Raw genomic sequence first — 16,392 nt, 5'->3', positions numbered from 1 at the left:
CTATAATCACGCCCTCTTCGCACCGACCCCAAGGTCGAGCAGCGAAAGTGCCAGAGTGGTGAAATTGGTAGACACAGGGGATTCAAAATCCCCCGCCCTTAAAAGCGTGCCGGTTCGAGTCCGGCCTCTGGTACCATCTCTCAAACCCGCGTCAGCCCTAGCTTTCGCGGGTTTTTCGTTTCAGGCTTGCCAACCCCATTTTTAGGGATGGCGCTTAAAATCTTCAGAGTGTCCACACAGAAGTTTTTTGGCCTGCATTTGACCCACCTGTAGGCACCGGTTATTCGCTTCCAGCTTAGATCAAACTCTTCTTCACTTCTCATCAAAACTCTTCATTGTGTGAAAAGACAACCTACCCTATCGCCCGCGCCAGCTCGCCACCCTACCCCATTTTCAATTTCACTGACCAAAAGAACGGCAAAAATCGACAGGCGTGGGGCGGAGTGAACGGCAAACCCTTTTTCGGTATGTTTTTTGACCAGGAAGACCGAGCGTCCTTAGCAGCAGCGGGGTTTGTGGGAAAATTGGTGGTTTTGGTTCATTCGGAAAGCGGTGAAGAGTTTTGAAATTTGGCTGGATCGTAGCTGCTGCGTGTTCCAGGTTTTAAAGCATCGTCTTGGGGTGATAGGATTTAGACGGCCAATCAATAAATCACGCACTTCTATTGATTTGTTTCTAACTAAATAGAGGGAAGGAGTAAATAACCTCTTAGGGCAGGTCTACTTGAGGGTATGCCCTTTGGAAAAAACTTCTCTATCAAACCCAGCAATCCAAACATTAATTAAAAAATGGAATACATCTCAAAAACACTCGATGAGCATGAGAAATACTTAGGGGCGCCTCTATAAATTCGGAGATAAATTTACGAACAATTGGAGGGGGCTATTTTATAGTTGATTTTTAGTTGTAAAATTAAGTTTGTGAAAAAATATTGACAGCCAGTGTGCTTTCTTGTCACTCCAAGTAAAACTCATCGCTATTTTATCCCACTCTTCATGCTATAGGCGCTAATCGCGCCGTATAAACTGACAAATCGACGTATATTGTAAACCAAATTCATCATGCCAACTTTAACACTGGCGCGTGCAAGCCCAATAGTTCGAACAAACATTCCTCCCAGTTCATTTTCTATAGCACCAAATACATGCTCAACCCTGGCCCGAATTTTTGATTTGCGGTGGTTAACTTCTTTTTCATATTCGCTAAGAGGTTTGCCTCGATAGCCTTTTTTATGCACATGGCTACGGTAACCCATTACATCCAATGTGATCTCAACCTCCTCACTGTAATAGGCGCTGTCCGCCCAAACATCTTTCGAGCTATTGTCACCCAGTAATTCAGTGAACACCTGTGAATCATGGACTTCGGCAGAGGTTACTTGGTATTCACGGATCAGTTTATGCTTGTTGTCTATACAGACGTGATTCTTATACCCATAGTATCTCTCCTTGTTTTTCTTGGTCCAGCGGGCATCAAGATCTTTCTGCCGCTTGACGTTTGGATCTTGCTCAATTCGCTTTGGAACCTTGCCTGCCATGATTTCCTTGTTCTCTTATCGGCTATTCCGTTGTTTCGGCGCATTAATAAAACTGGCATCCACTATTTGCCCTTTCTGAGCTTTGTATCCTTGTGCATCAAGCTGAAAATTGAAGTCCATAAAGAGACACTTCATGAGTCCTGCCTTTACCAGCCGTTCACGAAATGGCCAGATTGTCTTGGCGTCCGGAGTACGGTCCTCCGGGTTTAGGCTGAGAAATCGACAAAATGAAAATCGGTCGCGTATCTGATATTCCAGCTCATCATCCGATAGGTTATATAAATACTGTAATACAAGTGCTTTGAACATCAGCACTTGATCAAAAGGTCTTCTTCCAGCATTACTCTTTCTTGGAGGAGTAGGGGTTTTATTCAAATTACTCCGGAAGCCCTCCCAGTCAATCAACTTGCGTAGAGCAACCAATGGATCACGTTCATTTAGCTTGCGATGGCGGTCATCAAGACGGAAAAACTCGGCTGCATTTGACAATAACCTTTATCAGAGAGGGCTTAAAATATTTTACCGGAAGTTGACGAATTTTTAGAGGTGCCCTTATAGCAAAAAGGATTTATTGTAGAATAGTTATGATTTAAATCTGCATTCTCATTCATTATATTATTCAAACTCCTCATAACACGCAGTACAAATTTCTGACGAATAATTATCATCTAAACCACATATTTCTTGCGAATTCTTATCAAAATATCTTGGGAATATCGTACTGCAATCCCCCTCTTCCTCCAAATAAGTAAGATGCACCATATCAGGACAATTTCCGTCCCCTGCTAATCGGGCGCCCCTAAAATCTACATGGTCTAACTTTTTAGCAGCCGTAAAGTTAGCCTTGAAAATCCAAGCACAATGAAGAACTGCCCCTTCCATGGTAGCATTTTGAAACTGAGCTCCTATCAGAATAGATTTTGACAAGTGAGTGAGTGTTAAGTCAGCACCTATCAAATTCGCATCGGTCAGATCTATGCCGTCTAAGTAGAGGTGTGAAAGATTCGCTTCTCTTAGATTTATCCCATGAAAAATTCGCTCACTATGGAATATCCCTGAAAGCCCCGAATCTGACAAGAAAGCTAATACCTGGGCATTCCCTTGACCACCCAGCACTTTAATTATACCCTTTGTAAGAGCAAGGGCGACATCAAATACAGCAACTGCTCTTTTAAGTTCTACTTTACTCAATTTATCACATGCAGGATCTTTATAATCCTCACTACCGCACTCCAATGACAAATTTTGATGAATCAAAAGATTCGTCATTGTATTCAAGTAATTCACTAACTCGGCACGTCGATACTTTTCCATTTCAAGTTTTTCTTGCCTACGCTCAAATTGATCACTTAAGTACAAACCAGCTAATGTGAGTACAGCAGGTATAATGAGTAGCTGCAGCCACTCCCATGAAGATCGGCCTTTGAGACCTTTTATTAACCATGAAATTCCAAGATAGTTTTTCATGTAATATCATATAAAACACTTTACAAGACTCACAATATTCTATCGAGAGTATAATTGAACTACATCTATTTTTTATCCGTATGAACGTATAGCCCCTAATATCTTAAAGATAATCATTGTAGTTGGTTATATCAATGATTTATATGACACTCTCTGTTCCTAGGTAACACCTAATTACGGACAGATTAGCCGCCCTTATTGGCAGCTAGCTTTAAGGCACCTAATGACGGTGCCTAATTTTTAGAAGGAAGATATGGCAGGAGATTACCAATCCAACTTTGTTTACACAGAGGTATTCAAATAGCAGCACTTCTTCTTATGCAGTTCGATTTCTCGTTGCGCGGCTGAGCACTGTCACATCACCATCATGGCCATATTCTCGACAACAATGTAAATGCAATATTTGTCGTCCATCTATCCTTCTTAAAATGTCGAGAATATCACTGAGGTAACAACCATTATGATTTAGTCCATGTAACAAACTACCTCCATTCTTCATACGCACACCCATTTTATGCCCATGGTCTCTGCCTGTTGCCGACAGTGAATAGTTGTATACAGTCCCTCCACTCTCAGTTTCTGTAGGGAACGCTTGATTGAGTGATATGTGAAATGCACTAAATTATTAGGGCTAGTTGCACCAGTGAATGTTTGGAAACTTACGGCCTTTTGATGTTCATTAGATACAAACTTTCTTAATGAAGGACGTCCAACCCTAGTAATTTCATTATAAAACGCGACAGCTCGCCTACCTACTAAGCTAGTCCCAATCGCCGTGTATGTAAGGATTAAAACGTTATCAGGTACCGCAACCATATTTGAATGATTATCCATGGCAATGAGGCTTGGCTGAAAGCCACCATGAAACCATGCCGTCCATTCAAATCCGCTGTATTTTTTGGACATTTCTCATTTTTTTCCTTTTTAAGTGAAATACAAACAAATATGCACCAACACATCATCTGTAACACCATACGCACAATTAAAGCTTCCTTTGTAACAATTCGAATATTTACTTCAAACATATTATTAGCACACGACATTCAGATGAGAAAATAAAACCACACAATCATTTCAAAAACCTGCACATTACAACTTATTACGAGTAGCCAATCCAAAGATAAATATTGAAAATATATTCAGCAATCTCTCTACAATATCCTAAGCAAATATAAATGACACTTGCAGAGTTTAAAAGAAACCCTTTACTATCACTTATCAAACCGGCTATTTTCTATAAAAATTTAAAAATAAGCCTAACAGAGTTACTCTCTTTCTTGACTTATTTATTTAACTTTTATAAGACAGGACGGAAGCCAGAACCATTAGTTTTTATATATTTGACTAGCTGCTATTATTCCCACGCTAATCGACGGCAGCCTCCTCAATAGGTTTTTGAATTGATTTAATGCGCATGGCGGTTCGTACACTGTTAAACACCAACAGTGCTATTAGCCTTATTAGATCTGCAATGATAGTCAACGCTAAACACTACCCACAAAAAAAACAGAATTAAATCAATATATAAAAGCACAATCGATAGAAAGCCTATGACCCTATCGCGCAGCGCCCAAATTTCTATAGACAGCACATCCCATTTATCTCATTGTTCGCGGAGAGCGTCTCTATGCGGTAGAAATATAAAATATTGCAACAACTATGAATATTGTCATGGGTGAATTAAGTCCCAGATTCATAATCAGGCTAAAATTTTTGCTCATGATATCAACGCCTATGTAGCAATGAGCAATAATTACCATGTCGCCATTTATATCGGCAATGAGGCAGCACTGTACTAGCCAGATACTGAAGTCATCCTCCGCTGGAAAAAACTATAAAAGCATCCAGTTTGATTCGGCGCCACCTTGGGGGATATTTAAGGGCTCCTATACCCAATTATCAAAGAGCCTCCTAAAATTCCTCTTTATTTTCTAATTCATAATAAAGAATATCACTCCAGTACAGACCTAAAGGTGGCTCACTCTCAATATCGTCAAACTTATCATTGAACTGGAGGCCGTAAAATGCACTTGGGGCAGCTTCTGACTTGTTTTTCGCTGCATTTATTACAATATCGGCAGCTACCTCTGGGTCTTCTGGCAGCGCATCAATCGCAGCTCCAGCTTCACGGCAAGCGCTGATTTCGCCTTCAACGTAGTCACGCAGGGCTGCTTCCTCACTTTCATCCATGCAGTCCAGTTCGATAGTCTCAAGTAGTAGATAACTATCCTTATGTTCTTCAAGAAACTCTAATGTTTCATTAAGCGTTGATTCCTGCAGGCCATCAATCTCTTTCCCGATTACTCGCAGAACCTCAATAAATTTTTTTAACCGCGTAAATCCTGTCTCAAAGTCACTGCTGATAGCATAAAGCTGAGTTTTATTATCGGGCGAATCATCGTCAAAGCCATCTGATATCAGTGATGCACACAATTTTGGGTTCCCAGACATGAGCACACGATAAGTGAAGGGGATATTGTATGGCCATTCAGATAAGCCCGAGATAGTGTCGGGGCGGTCTGAGTAGGATTTTGGTTGGTTGCTAAGACTGTAAAGATAAGAACGGTTTGCCATTTTTGATACTCCCTATAAATACCAGCAACAGCATAGCTTTATCGCGTTATGCCCCTTCTGGATATGCAAACTATTAGATGGCAACTTCCTGAGTAGAGCAAGCCGAAAGTGAAATTATTTTTCTGTAAACACGCAGTCGATTGGTTATTGATAGCCAGCAACCTGCTCATAAAACCCGATCAGGTGTGTTAATTGTAGATATCCACAAATACCCTAACGCTATAGGATCTACATTCTACCACCACTATGTTTCTCATTATGTGTAAAGCACTTTTCCAATATCGAATTGATTTTAATCAATTACTACTCTGAATTTATCTAACCGCATCGCTGCAAAACCAGTTAACTTAACCATTGGTAACCAATGCTGTTCATCCAGAATTGTTTCAAACCAGGATCTGCCTTAGCTTAAACTATAAAAGACTCTCACCATTCTTATAATCCACCAATCACCTTTTCCGATACGCTCGCACCCCTTCTCCTTATTCATCGAGTCTAAGACTGTCACGAGGGCAGCCCCCCCTAGTTAGCAGGCTCTTGTTATTCTTGGCACTCCCTTTCCTCCAATACACCACCTCTCTTGATTGAATACTCGGTATAGTTCCCAGTTACAATATCAAGGATTTGCAGCCAGGAATAAAACTCCGCTTTCTCGGATTTAGCAATTTCCGCTGCTAGCTCCATTGCCGCCTCATCAGTTGGAGCGGAGCCTCTAAAACTTTTTGCACCGCCATTCATTAAATGAATACGCTCGGCAAAGATTGCAAACCTATTGATCGTTCTTCCCATGTCCTTTCTCCGGTTAAGTTTCCCTGGCCATCCGCTAGCCATTCAATAGTGCTTAGAGCAACCCAGATTAAGCACTCAACTCCTTAAATTCTGATTCCAACCAAGCCATACTGCGCTCAACTTCCCGCATCTGCCTTAGTGTCAGCTCCAGTTCTTCACGCAAATTCACACCCACAGAAACCGAAAAGCTGCGTACGTACTTTGTATAGTTAAGGATGCAGATGGCGTACATTGGTCGGTTGTCATAGTCCGACCGATAGCGGCATATCCGGATCGGCTCTCCGTCAAAAATGATGTTTTTGGTTCCCATGACTACCTCCAAGCACAATACTGTATACCCATACAGTATATGATACAGGGCTCAGGGCCTGTCAAGATAGCCCGCGTGCCCCTCTTCCCAGTGAAGCCCCAGCCTAGCCAGGCATTTTGGTCATTAGTGAGTTGCCGCTGTCTGTAGCTCGGTGCGCATACTCCGCCGCAGTAGAGGTAATAGCGCTGGTTACCTTTATCAGGTTATCCACTATGTGCAGTACAAAAATTGATCAGCGATCTCTTTTGCTCAAATAATAATCAGATAGGCGTTAACCAAAGAATCAGCAGTAAGTAGTGCATGGATCAGATCGTCCAATCCTCCCTAGCGTGCGGTGGATTAGATATACTCGAATATGTGGGTCTGGTTGACTATCAGGCTCAAAGGATTAGCTTTAGTCATCTGGAGGCGCTTTGGCGGTCAGCCTTTAAAAGTGGATACTGTGCCTCTAACATCTGAAGACTATTAGCCAGCCAGCTTCATACTAACCCAGATAGCTGATAGAGAATGACTGTGGTTCACGGTAGCTCCGGGTTATCCACACTTCCCTACGATGGGGCCATGAATTACCAACATAATTTCAATACCGCAGCCGACTTCCCCAATGCCAATCTCTAGTAAAAAGTCTCGAAATTACTGCGGTAGAAAAATATTGTACTGTTGTTCGATACCATTAATTTCTTGCTCTGAAAAAGGCAGAAATCATATTTCCAACATTTTGCACCAAACAGGGAGCAGTCTTTACCCAAAGTACTCAATTTTCTGATTGGTTGTTTGACTTTCAACAAACAGTTTTCTATCTCTCTACTACTCAACTCTTCCATATTTAAAATGTTCATAAGTGAAAGCATCGGCTGGATCATCACTTTAAACTGAGCAGCTGAATAAGCCTTCTCCGATCTTTTAGCTTCGGTAACTTAGAATTGAAATAAGAATACTTTAATTAGCTAACCACTAAACACCTCATTAAATGCAGACCACAATCTAGTTGCATAGCAAGCAGCCATAAATTGACCCAGAAGAAAAGAAGCTATGCAATAGATTCTATAAATTCTTATCTACTCAATAAATCATGGAGTGCATTTAAAATTTAGATTACTGATTCCAGTTATCTTGGTCCACCCAACCTCTTCCGAATGTAAATCTAACAGTAGTAATCAAGCCTGGATCAGACCAACAATCTAAAAACCGTGCAATAGCAAATGCGTATAGGAAGATAGGCACCAAAATGATCTTATTGGAATTTATTAAGATTGTTTTCAGTGTCAAAAATGCGTAAGGTAAATAGATATTTATCGGTATTTTTAGCCATAGCTGAGCAAGCTTTAATTAGCGAACAACCCGGAATCAAAAGGCTCAAAACGTTCTAAATGGCCCAATCTCGCAAAGGAGAACGGTAGCGTGACATAAAAGTAAGTAAAAGGCGCTGACCCAAGGTGCTACCAACACCAGGGGCCAGCTAACCAAATTGATACGCGAACTATCAAAATGGCTGTAATGGATGATACGCTAGAAACCCGCTCGTCTTCAATAAAGTGGAGCACATTCAGTAACTTGAAAGGCTTTTTCAGGTTCTGGAAGCGTTGTATCCGCCTTTTCTACTTTTACGCCTATCGTTCCCGCGCCCCACCTTGTACTGCCTCAAAACGTCGCTCTCTAAGCTTTCCCACAGCGGAAGGTCTCCCCATGGTTTAAGTATCAATAGGAAATGGATATGTTAATTTTAACTCGTCGGATTGGCCAAAACCTCAGGATTGGAGCAAACGTCTCAATCGTAGTTTTGGATATTAAAGGTAATCACGTGAGAGTGGGGATAGAGGCTCCCAAATCCCTGCCCGTTCACCGTGAAGAAATCTATATGCGCATCCAGAAAGAACGAGAGATGGAGAGTGAAGATCGTTGAGAGGTGGATTCTTTCTGTAACGCGGCTACTCCATGAATCTAACTTCCATAGAGAATAGCTCTACGGTTTTATAGTTCTGTATTAGATTCCAATGGATATTCCTTACCAGTATACACCCAGGAAGGGAAACATTGGCCTTGAGACTACGCCCCTCAGAAGCCCGCAACGCGGGCACCCACAGGGGGTAGTTTACCATGCGAGCGATCATCAGGTTTATATTCAGTGATCAATTAAATATATCCGGTTCATAACGGTGACGGAACTCTTTTGCTGATTCTGCCACTTTCATTGGGCCACGGATTGCTACCACTCTGGCAACCAATGGCAAATATACTCCGCTTTTTATCTACAGGCAGGGCCTATTGATTAAACACTTTTTTAAGGTATTCGACTCCAATGCTAAAAACGATGAGACTACCTAGCGGCAAGGATAATTGAATAAATTTGATTTATATAAATCCCAAGCTGCAAGAGGATGTTATTGATCTGGTTGAAATATCACTAGATAATTTATGTACTATTTGGTGTTTTAATTCCACACCTGCAATATCAAGAGGGATGTATATGTCTATTTTCTGGGTAATTGATACTAAAGTAAAAGTTTTGCCACAAAGCTCGTTACCCCAAGATGGTAGCACTTTCTATTTTGGTCGCTCTATTGTTCCGGACGAATCTAGAGAAAATGCTGTAGCTCGATTGACCGCCGCACTTGAAGAAGACTTCATGTTAGTGGAGGAGGTTTCCAGGGTCACTACATATGATAGCCAGCAGTGGGATACAGAAGCTGATGAAGATTACGAGACCAAGGAGTCCTATGAGGAAGCCAAGCAGACTGGGGAGATCGTATTCGGCTGTTTTGCATCAGAGCTTTCCTTGGAGGATTAATTGTGTCAAAGGGAGCAATGACAATAGCCGAGGGAAGTCAGGCTAGCAAATATAAAACTGATGCAACACTAATCTTAAATGGAATACAAGAGCGACAGTATGTTCTTCGTACTGCTTTTGATTCACTATCAGTCTGGAAAACTAAGTACGCCGTCAATGTTTCACCATTTTATCCGCGCCTTAAAACGAGCATAAAAGAGGCGGCTTTAATTGATAATGAAATATGGGTATTTGGTATAGATGGTACTAACCCGCATCATATTATTGATGCAGTAACCGTAGCCTCTCAGTTCTATATGATTGAGCCAAGGGATATTCTTAGCAATGTCTATGTCAAAAATCTGAATGCTGAGGGGGAAGCAAGCCTGGAACTCAGCCTCTTGGTGAAGCTAAATAAAGATTTATATAGAGCAACAACTGAAGCTATCATGGAAGCATGCAGACACTTCGGTATAAATAATGAAGTCAATCTCCATGTGTATAGCGCCAATATTAATCCAAAGATTCCTCAACAAGATCTACACCAAGCGTTAAAAGATGGTGGGGCCTCTTCAGTTGTTACTGATTCTAGAAATCTAAAGTATAAATCCGGTAATAACCTTGGAAATAGAGGAGCTACAATTAGAACCAATATGCATGTAGCAAAGCTCGAGTTTTGATTGTTCATACAACTGCAAATGATTATGAGAGGCTGCTCTTAATCGTTGAATAGTGATAACCAGACAGTAGCTTGACAAACTAGATCATAAATCGATGTACTCGCGGCCTCTAGCTTCGGAATAGCATCGGTCATTTGAGGCTATCTACATTATCAGATGCACCCACCTCCCCGTTAAGTCACCCAACAGAATCACCTTATGTAACTCGGCAGTTTTACGAGTAAAATCGCTGAGAGGCACTTTCACACTCCCTATATAGAATCTCACGCGGATACTCAAATAGGGTGATTGAATTTAGCCAGTGTATTACCTAAGAGTTGCTGACCAGCGGGTAAGTGGCATCTCACTTCTCGATACTGCACTCTCTAATGGCAGTAGCAATTTCATACGCTTAGATTGGATACCTTATAAGGGTATCAGCATAAATATCAGGACAGGCACCCTATTCCAAGTAGCCAAGCGTGATAGCCGAGAGTAGCTATACCCGGCCTTGGCAAAAAATTGTCACTTGAATATGAAAAGCTAGCAGCATAAAGTGTGTACAAAAGAGGCCGCAGGTCATATCGCTGTTTGTGTATTAGGCCTCTCAATATTACTGGATTCTCAAATGGAAAAAATTGCCATACTTGTTGATGTGCAAAATGTTTATTACACATGCAGGCAAATCTATAAACGAAACTTTGATTACAATAAGTTTTGGTCCGAAGTGACGGGTGGAAGAGAAGTGGTTAAGGCGGCGGCTTATGCCATCGACCGTGGCGATAGAAAACAGTATGAATTTCAAAATATCTTGAGATCTATTGGTTTTGAAGTGAAATTAAAACCCTTTACGCAAAGGTCCGATGGCTCCGCCAAGGGTGATTGGGATGTAGGGATAACTATTGACGCCATAGAATACTCAAACCTGGTAGATACTATAGTTTTAGTCTCGGGAGATGGTGACTTTGACATTCTTGCTCATAAACTTAGATTAGACCGAGGCAAGAAAGTTGAAGTATATGGCGTACCAGAGTTGACAGCTGCCTCATTGATTAATGCAGCGAGTAAATTCACCCCAATTGAAAATAAGCTGTTACTCTAATTACTATCTAAAATAGTAGATGGCTCTCATATGCACCTGTAGTCATCTACTGCGTTCTTTTCTTCTTAATGAGGGCTAATACGCTACATCAAGCGATAACTGGTCAATGTGAAATATACATATGATTAGCGACTCATTTGAAACAATTGCGCTCAAAGCAACATCCCTTCCAATTTTGTAATTTAAGGATAAAACTCTATCCTGGAGGACAAAGAAAAAGTACTTCCAGCTGGCTTCATACAGACTACCGATTAGTACGCTCTAGTCAAGGACCTAACAAAGTGAAGAATTTACTGATTACAGGTTTAATCCTCTTCTCCATGGTTACTCAAGCAACTGAGGATGTAGATGTTTGCCCAAACTTAGATCTTGATATACCAGAATCTAAGGCCAAGCCAACAATAAAGACCATACCTGTGCTTCCTAAAGGTAATGGCAAGTACTTACCAGCATGTATAGTGGTTTCGTTTGAATTAGCAGAGATTCCGAAATCAGAAGGTAGAGGACTCATTCCCAGAAAAATAAAGATCGAAGGTTCCTCAAACAAAGCGTGGGACAAACCCATGGAAGTCGCCGTATCTAGATGGCTTTATCTATCAAAAGGTATAGAGTACCGTGGGCGCCAATATGTGATCTATAAGATTCCGGCACAAGCTCCATAGCCGCGTGATTGGGCAGTCGTTGACCGATTAAGCATAGATACAGAGAACCCTGAACAAACCCCCTACTTTAATCAGGTTACATCTATTAAAAATCTCGTATTATTTCCCAATCATCAACCGCGAAGCGGAATTAGATAGCAGGAAAAAGCAACCAATAAAGATATTGATGTATGTAAATAACTCAATATAAATGCCCTTGCAAATTTGTTACTGATACTCGATTAACTTAATCATGAGCTGGTATAATCACAGCTACTAATTATTTTCTAGCGACCTCTATCGACAAAATATATTGAAATATATTTTAAGTGGTGAGTATTAATACACCCATTTTATATCGATATCTCACTTAGCTCTGGCAAAATGAGTCTGGCTTAAGACACCATTTTGTCTTTCATAACGAATAAGATTAGCGAGGTAAATGGCGAATTGGGGAGACACTATCTTCGAATAAAACATGTCGGCGCCGAAATGTTTTGCCTTCAAGATATTCCGGCTTACTGATTCTGTCCATTCGAAAATGACGGAAGTCTTTGCGTGCGGGATCCCAAGCTACCAAATACCATAGTGGTGGTAAAATGAGCATAGCTTGTGGCTCAACAACCCTGCTGGTTACAGCCCCCTTTGCATCACAGTACTGGAAACTTAGTTGTAGCCGTTGGAGAAAAGCTGCCTCAAAAGTGGGTAGCAGGGCGGGCTCCATCTCTTGGATATTTGAGATGTCTACCTGTGGTGAAAGCTTACCGATATATAAGCAGTCCAAAAACCGGCGTAAGTCACGTACCTTGTCCGGCGGCAAAGCTTTCTCTATTTTGGCAAGGCCAGCATCTGCAAGACCTGAAAAAGGTAAATTCCCAGCCGCACGCATTGATGCAACACTGATCAGAAGAGCAAAGACTTCGGCAACCGAGAGACGCGCTGTGGTTTGAACCGATTGCGGGTCTAGTTGCAGGCCGCCCCCAGGACCGGGTTCAGAATGAATAACAAAGCCCTCATCGCGCAGTGCGCTAATGTCACGCAACACTGTACGCCTGGATACACCGACCTCTTCTGCTAGGTCAGCAATCGTAGAAGTACCATTTCGGCGAAGGCTGCGCACGATGGCGTCTTGTCGAAGGCGAACACTCATTTTGTAAGAATATGATTAAATGGTGACATTATTTGGCACCATTGGATTTTAATCTATGGCCGTTCATTTCAGCAAAGGAGTTCTGAAATTGCAACGCACACCCGTAATCCCAAGGGAAAGAAAGGGTCCATCCGGTATATGCGGCGTTACTTGAGCCATCCAAGAAAGGAGAAATAAATTGTTTAATCTAACCGATTTCCCTAAGCCCACTCTTATTTCAATCAACGGCGTTGAGTTAGAAGTCTTTGAAGCAGGCCTGCAGAGTACGGAAAACCCAATTGTGCTTTGTCACGGCTGGCCAGAGCATGCCTATTCTTGGCGCCATCAGGTGCCAGTACTTGCCGCAGCCGGCTACCACGTTATCGTTCCAAACCAGCGTGGTTATGGCAATTCATCCCGTCCTGCCGACGTAACTGACTATGACATTAAAAACTTGTCGGATGACCTCGTCGCACTGCTTGACCACTATGGATACAAAGATGCTACCTTTATCGGCCATGATTGGGGGGCAATGGTGGTTTGGGGGCTTGCGCTATTACATCCAACCCGGGTAAATAAAGTTATAAATATGGCCTTACCCTACCAGGCTCGCACAGAAAAGCCTTGGGTCGAGTTTATGGAGGAATTTCTAGGAAGCGACTATTACATCGTTCACTTTAACCGACAGCCAGGCATCGCGGACACTGTGTTAGACGCAAATACTTCACAGTTCCTTCGCAATATATTCCGCAAGAACGTGCCTCCAGCACCACCAGAGCCTGGAATGATGATGATCGATCTCGCCAGAGCAGAAGCGCCACTTGGCGAGCCCTTAATGAGTGATAGCGAACTGGCTGTTTTTATTTCCGCATTTGAGAAAACAGGGTTCATGAGCAGTATAAATTGGTACAGAAATCTTGACCGCAATTGGCAGATCTTGGCAGATGTAGACCCAATCATTCAAAAGCCAGCACTCATGATTTACGGCGATCGAGACTTGATCCCCAAAGCCCAAAACCTAAAAGAGTTCGTTCCCAATGTTGATATCATCAGCCTCGACTGCGGCCATTGGATTCAACAGGAGAAACCTGAAGAAACAAATCAGATAATTTTAAAGTGGCTAGAACAACAGGATGCCACTTAGCGCAAAAGCCCATTTGATATAAAAAATATCTCTGAAATTATCTGAGTAATTTATGGATGTAGTAAAATCTACTATTTCTCGTTACTCAGATACTTTTCTCGTACTTGATTAATCATGCCACCAGCCTCTAGCACCTCGATTTCATCCGCTGACAGGTCACTGCGCAGATTAATAGTCTCGCCAGATGACTTAATCAAAAGCTTTACAGAATTGTTTGACTTCAATTGTGCTATTGGCTTGTCAATCTCAAGAATTGAATCTTGCTCAATTCGGTCGTAATCATCAAAGTTCTCAAAAAGCAGTGGCAGCACACCAAAGTTAATGAGATTACGGCGATGGATACGAGCCATGCTTTTTGCGATTATGCACCTTACGCCAAGAAACCGTGAAGATACCGCTGCATGTTCACGGCTGGAGCCTTGCCCATAATTTTCACCACCAACAACAAAACAATCACCATTCAATTTCATTGCCCGCTGGTAAAAGTTTTCATCGATACGGGAAAATGTATAGCGACTAATGGCGGGTATGTTTGAGCGCAAAGGTAAAATCTCCGCTCCGGCAGGCAGTATTTCATCCGTAGAGACGTTGTCACCCGCTTTCAGTAATAGCGGGCCCGTTAAGATGTTCGGAAGCTTATCAAAGTTTGGTAACGGTTTGATATTCGGACCTTTAATCAGCTCAACTGCTACAGGGATTTCTTGGGGTGGTTGAAGTAATGGTCTTATATCTGGCAGATATTCCGGCTCACTAAAGCTGGGATAGTCCATGTCCAGGTCACGAGGATCGGTGATCACGCCCTTCAGTGCACTGGCAGTGGCAGTTTCAGGGCTGCATAAATAGACTTGGTCATCTGCTGTGCCGGATCGACCGGGGAAATTACGTGGCACAGTTCGTAGGCTGATACGGCCAGTGGCGGGAGCTTGCCCCATACCAATACAGCCGCCACAGCCTGTTTGGTGCAAGCGCGCACCAACTTCAAGTAGTTTTGTGAGATCGCCACTCCGGCTAAGCTCTTCGAGCAATTGGCGCGAGGTTGGGTTGATATCAAAAGAGACATCGTCGGCTAAACGACGACCTGCGACAATACGCGCTGGTATGGCGAAATCCCGCAGCCCCGGGTTAGCAGAAGAACCTATATAGCTCTGGTAAATAGGGCGACCCGCCACCTCACGTACGGTTACCACTTTATCTGGGCTGGATGGGCAAGCGATTAACGGCTCAAGATCAGATAAATTGATAGTATCCTCTTCGTCATAGCTCGCACCCTCATCGGCTTTCATTTCTACATAATCGCTTTCTCGGTGCTGTTGTTTGAGAAAGGCTTTCACAGCTTCATCGGCAGGAAAGACACTGGCAGTGGTACCCATCTCCTGCCCCATATTGGCGATCACATGGCGGTCCATCGCGGTCAGATTGGCGAGGCCTGGGCCGTGATATTCGACAATCTTATTCACACAGCCCTTGACTGTTTGCCGGCGCAACATTTCCAGGATTATGTCTTTGGCACTGACCCATGGCGGTAATTCACCCTCAAGCTTTACGCCGAGCACTTTCGGCATTTTCAGCGCGAAGGGAACGCCAGCTATAGCCATGGCCACCTGTAGGCCACCAGCACCAATGGCCAGCATGCCCATAGAGCCGGCTGCACATGTATGGCTATCGGCGCCAAGTAACGTCTTTCCGGGGATATCAAAGCAAGCCATATGTACCGGGTGGCTTACACCATTACCGGGACGTGAGAACCAAAGTCCAAACTTGCGACAGGCGCTTTGCAGGAACAAATGATCATCAGCGTTTTTGAAGTCCGTCTGTAGGAGGTTATGGTCTACATACTGTGCGGAAAGCTCAGTCTTGATTTGCGATAAACCAAGCGCCTCTAGCTCTAACATTACCAGAGTGCCGGTGCCATCTTGAGCCAGCGTCTGGTCAATCTTTATCTCTATTGGACTACCGGGTTCCAATGAACCGCTCACGAGATGGCTCTTAATCAGTTTCTGTGCGAGGTTCATAGCCATAATGGGTACCCTTCCTTAATCTGGGAAGCTCCACCTGCGGCGCTTCTTAGCCCTGATCATTGTAGTCCGACCCAAGATAGTTACTATGTGTCTCTAAATGCCCTTCTGTACTTGCATGGTTAATTAAGCGACGGGACCGATAACCTTAAGCCTCAAAAAATAGGAAAACGCGCTATTCCAAACCTGCCATGAATAATGGTCTTTTGTATTTGCCTTTTAATAAACAAGTGATCATATCCAACAGCCTCATGTTCT

The 16,392-nt window shown here is 42.8% G+C and carries 12 protein-coding genes, 1 tRNA gene and 1 pseudogene; 7 read left to right on the top strand and 7 right to left on the bottom strand.

Features of this window, described 5'->3' with window-relative positions:
* The first annotated feature begins 49 nt into the window (after positions 1-49).
* Positions 50-136: transfer RNA gene (locus tag G367_RS0106365), tRNA-Leu, on the top strand.
* Between the two features lie 840 nt (positions 137-976).
* Here G367_RS0106365 and G367_RS23245 read toward each other — a convergent pair.
* The 5 genes and pseudogenes from G367_RS23245 to G367_RS0106325 form a co-directional block, all read right to left on the bottom strand.
* A pseudogene (locus G367_RS23245) lies at positions 977-2,026 on the bottom strand (IS5 family transposase).
* A 126-nt stretch (positions 2,027-2,152) separates the two neighbouring features.
* Positions 2,153-3,004, bottom strand: a complete 852-nt coding sequence (locus G367_RS0106345) for a pentapeptide repeat-containing protein (RefSeq protein WP_020412276.1) — start codon at positions 3,002-3,004, stop codon at positions 2,153-2,155.
* 1,911 nt (positions 3,005-4,915) lie between these two features.
* Entirely contained in the window at positions 4,916-5,578 is a 663-nt protein-coding gene (locus tag G367_RS0106335) for a DUF7822 domain-containing protein (protein ID WP_020412274.1), read from the bottom strand.
* Positions 5,579-6,118: 540 nt separating this feature from the next.
* Entirely contained in the window at positions 6,119-6,367 is a 249-nt protein-coding gene (locus tag G367_RS0106330) for a hypothetical protein (RefSeq protein WP_020412273.1), read from the bottom strand.
* 67 nt (positions 6,368-6,434) lie between these two features.
* Positions 6,435-6,677, bottom strand: coding sequence for a hypothetical protein (locus tag G367_RS0106325; RefSeq protein ID WP_020412272.1), 243 nt, complete (start codon positions 6,675-6,677; stop codon positions 6,435-6,437).
* Positions 6,678-8,391: 1,714 nt separating this feature from the next.
* Here G367_RS0106325 and csrA point away from each other — a divergent pair.
* From csrA to G367_RS0106295, 5 genes are all read left to right on the top strand, one after another.
* On the top strand, positions 8,392-8,580 hold the full coding sequence (gene csrA, locus G367_RS0106315) for a carbon storage regulator CsrA (RefSeq protein ID WP_020412270.1): 189 nt from the start codon (positions 8,392-8,394) through the stop codon (positions 8,578-8,580).
* Between the two features lie 564 nt (positions 8,581-9,144).
* Positions 9,145-9,465 (top strand): hypothetical protein, encoded by a 321-nt coding sequence (locus tag G367_RS0106310; RefSeq protein WP_020412269.1) that lies wholly within the window; start codon positions 9,145-9,147, stop codon positions 9,463-9,465.
* A 2-nt stretch (positions 9,466-9,467) separates the two neighbouring features.
* Complete coding sequence (locus tag G367_RS0106305) at positions 9,468-10,124, top strand: hypothetical protein (RefSeq protein WP_020412268.1); 657 nt, start codon at positions 9,468-9,470, stop codon at positions 10,122-10,124.
* Between the two features lie 607 nt (positions 10,125-10,731).
* Entirely contained in the window at positions 10,732-11,205 is a 474-nt protein-coding gene (locus tag G367_RS0106300) for a LabA-like NYN domain-containing protein (RefSeq protein ID WP_026304961.1), read from the top strand.
* 281 nt (positions 11,206-11,486) lie between these two features.
* Positions 11,487-11,867 (top strand): hypothetical protein, encoded by a 381-nt coding sequence (locus G367_RS0106295; RefSeq protein WP_020412266.1) that lies wholly within the window; start codon positions 11,487-11,489, stop codon positions 11,865-11,867.
* A gap of 409 nt (positions 11,868-12,276) precedes the next feature.
* On the opposite strand, the gene G367_RS0106290 is transcribed toward G367_RS0106295, so the two are convergent.
* On the bottom strand, positions 12,277-12,996 hold the full coding sequence (locus tag G367_RS0106290) for a helix-turn-helix transcriptional regulator (RefSeq protein ID WP_020412265.1): 720 nt from the start codon (positions 12,994-12,996) through the stop codon (positions 12,277-12,279).
* Between the two features lie 178 nt (positions 12,997-13,174).
* On the opposite strand from G367_RS0106290, the gene G367_RS0106285 reads away from it, so the two are divergent.
* The gene (locus tag G367_RS0106285) at positions 13,175-14,119 is read left to right on the top strand and encodes an alpha/beta fold hydrolase (RefSeq protein WP_020412264.1); all 945 of its coding nucleotides are present in this window, start codon (positions 13,175-13,177) and stop codon (positions 14,117-14,119) included.
* Between the two features lie 71 nt (positions 14,120-14,190).
* Here the strand turns inward: G367_RS0106285 and G367_RS0106280 are convergent, their stop codons facing one another.
* The gene (locus tag G367_RS0106280; protein ID WP_020412263.1) at positions 14,191-16,137 is read right to left on the bottom strand and encodes an aconitate hydratase; all 1,947 of its coding nucleotides are present in this window, start codon (positions 16,135-16,137) and stop codon (positions 14,191-14,193) included.
* Between the last annotated feature and the right edge of the window lie 255 nt (positions 16,138-16,392).

Origin of the sequence: Microbulbifer variabilis ATCC 700307 (genome assembly GCF_000380565.1) — a bacterium.
Classification (GTDB): Bacteria; Pseudomonadota; Gammaproteobacteria; order Pseudomonadales; family Cellvibrionaceae; genus Microbulbifer; species Microbulbifer variabilis.
This window is presented reverse-complemented; position numbering and strand designations above follow the sequence as displayed.

Bases quoted from the DNA above. Each gene is read 5' to 3' on its own strand.
- G367_RS0106280 (WP_020412263.1), bottom strand. From the start codon at position 16,137: ATGGCTATGAACCTCGCACAGAAACTGATTAAGAGCCATCTCGTGAGC.
- G367_RS0106300 (WP_026304961.1), top strand. From the start codon at position 10,732: ATGGAAAAAATTGCCATACTTGTTGATGTGCAAAATGTTTATTACACA.
- G367_RS0106290 (WP_020412265.1), bottom strand. From the start codon at position 12,996: ATGAGTGTTCGCCTTCGACAAGACGCCATCGTGCGCAGCCTTCGCCGA.
- G367_RS0106345 (WP_020412276.1), bottom strand. From the start codon at position 3,004: ATGAAAAACTATCTTGGAATTTCATGGTTAATAAAAGGTCTCAAAGGC.
- G367_RS0106325 (WP_020412272.1), bottom strand. From the start codon at position 6,677: ATGGGAACCAAAAACATCATTTTTGACGGAGAGCCGATCCGGATATGC.
- G367_RS0106310 (WP_020412269.1), top strand. From the start codon at position 9,145: ATGTCTATTTTCTGGGTAATTGATACTAAAGTAAAAGTTTTGCCACAA.
- G367_RS0106335 (WP_020412274.1), bottom strand. From the start codon at position 5,578: ATGGCAAACCGTTCTTATCTTTACAGTCTTAGCAACCAACCAAAATCC.
- G367_RS0106330 (WP_020412273.1), bottom strand. From the start codon at position 6,367: ATGGGAAGAACGATCAATAGGTTTGCAATCTTTGCCGAGCGTATTCAT.
- csrA (WP_020412270.1), top strand. From the start codon at position 8,392: ATGTTAATTTTAACTCGTCGGATTGGCCAAAACCTCAGGATTGGAGCA.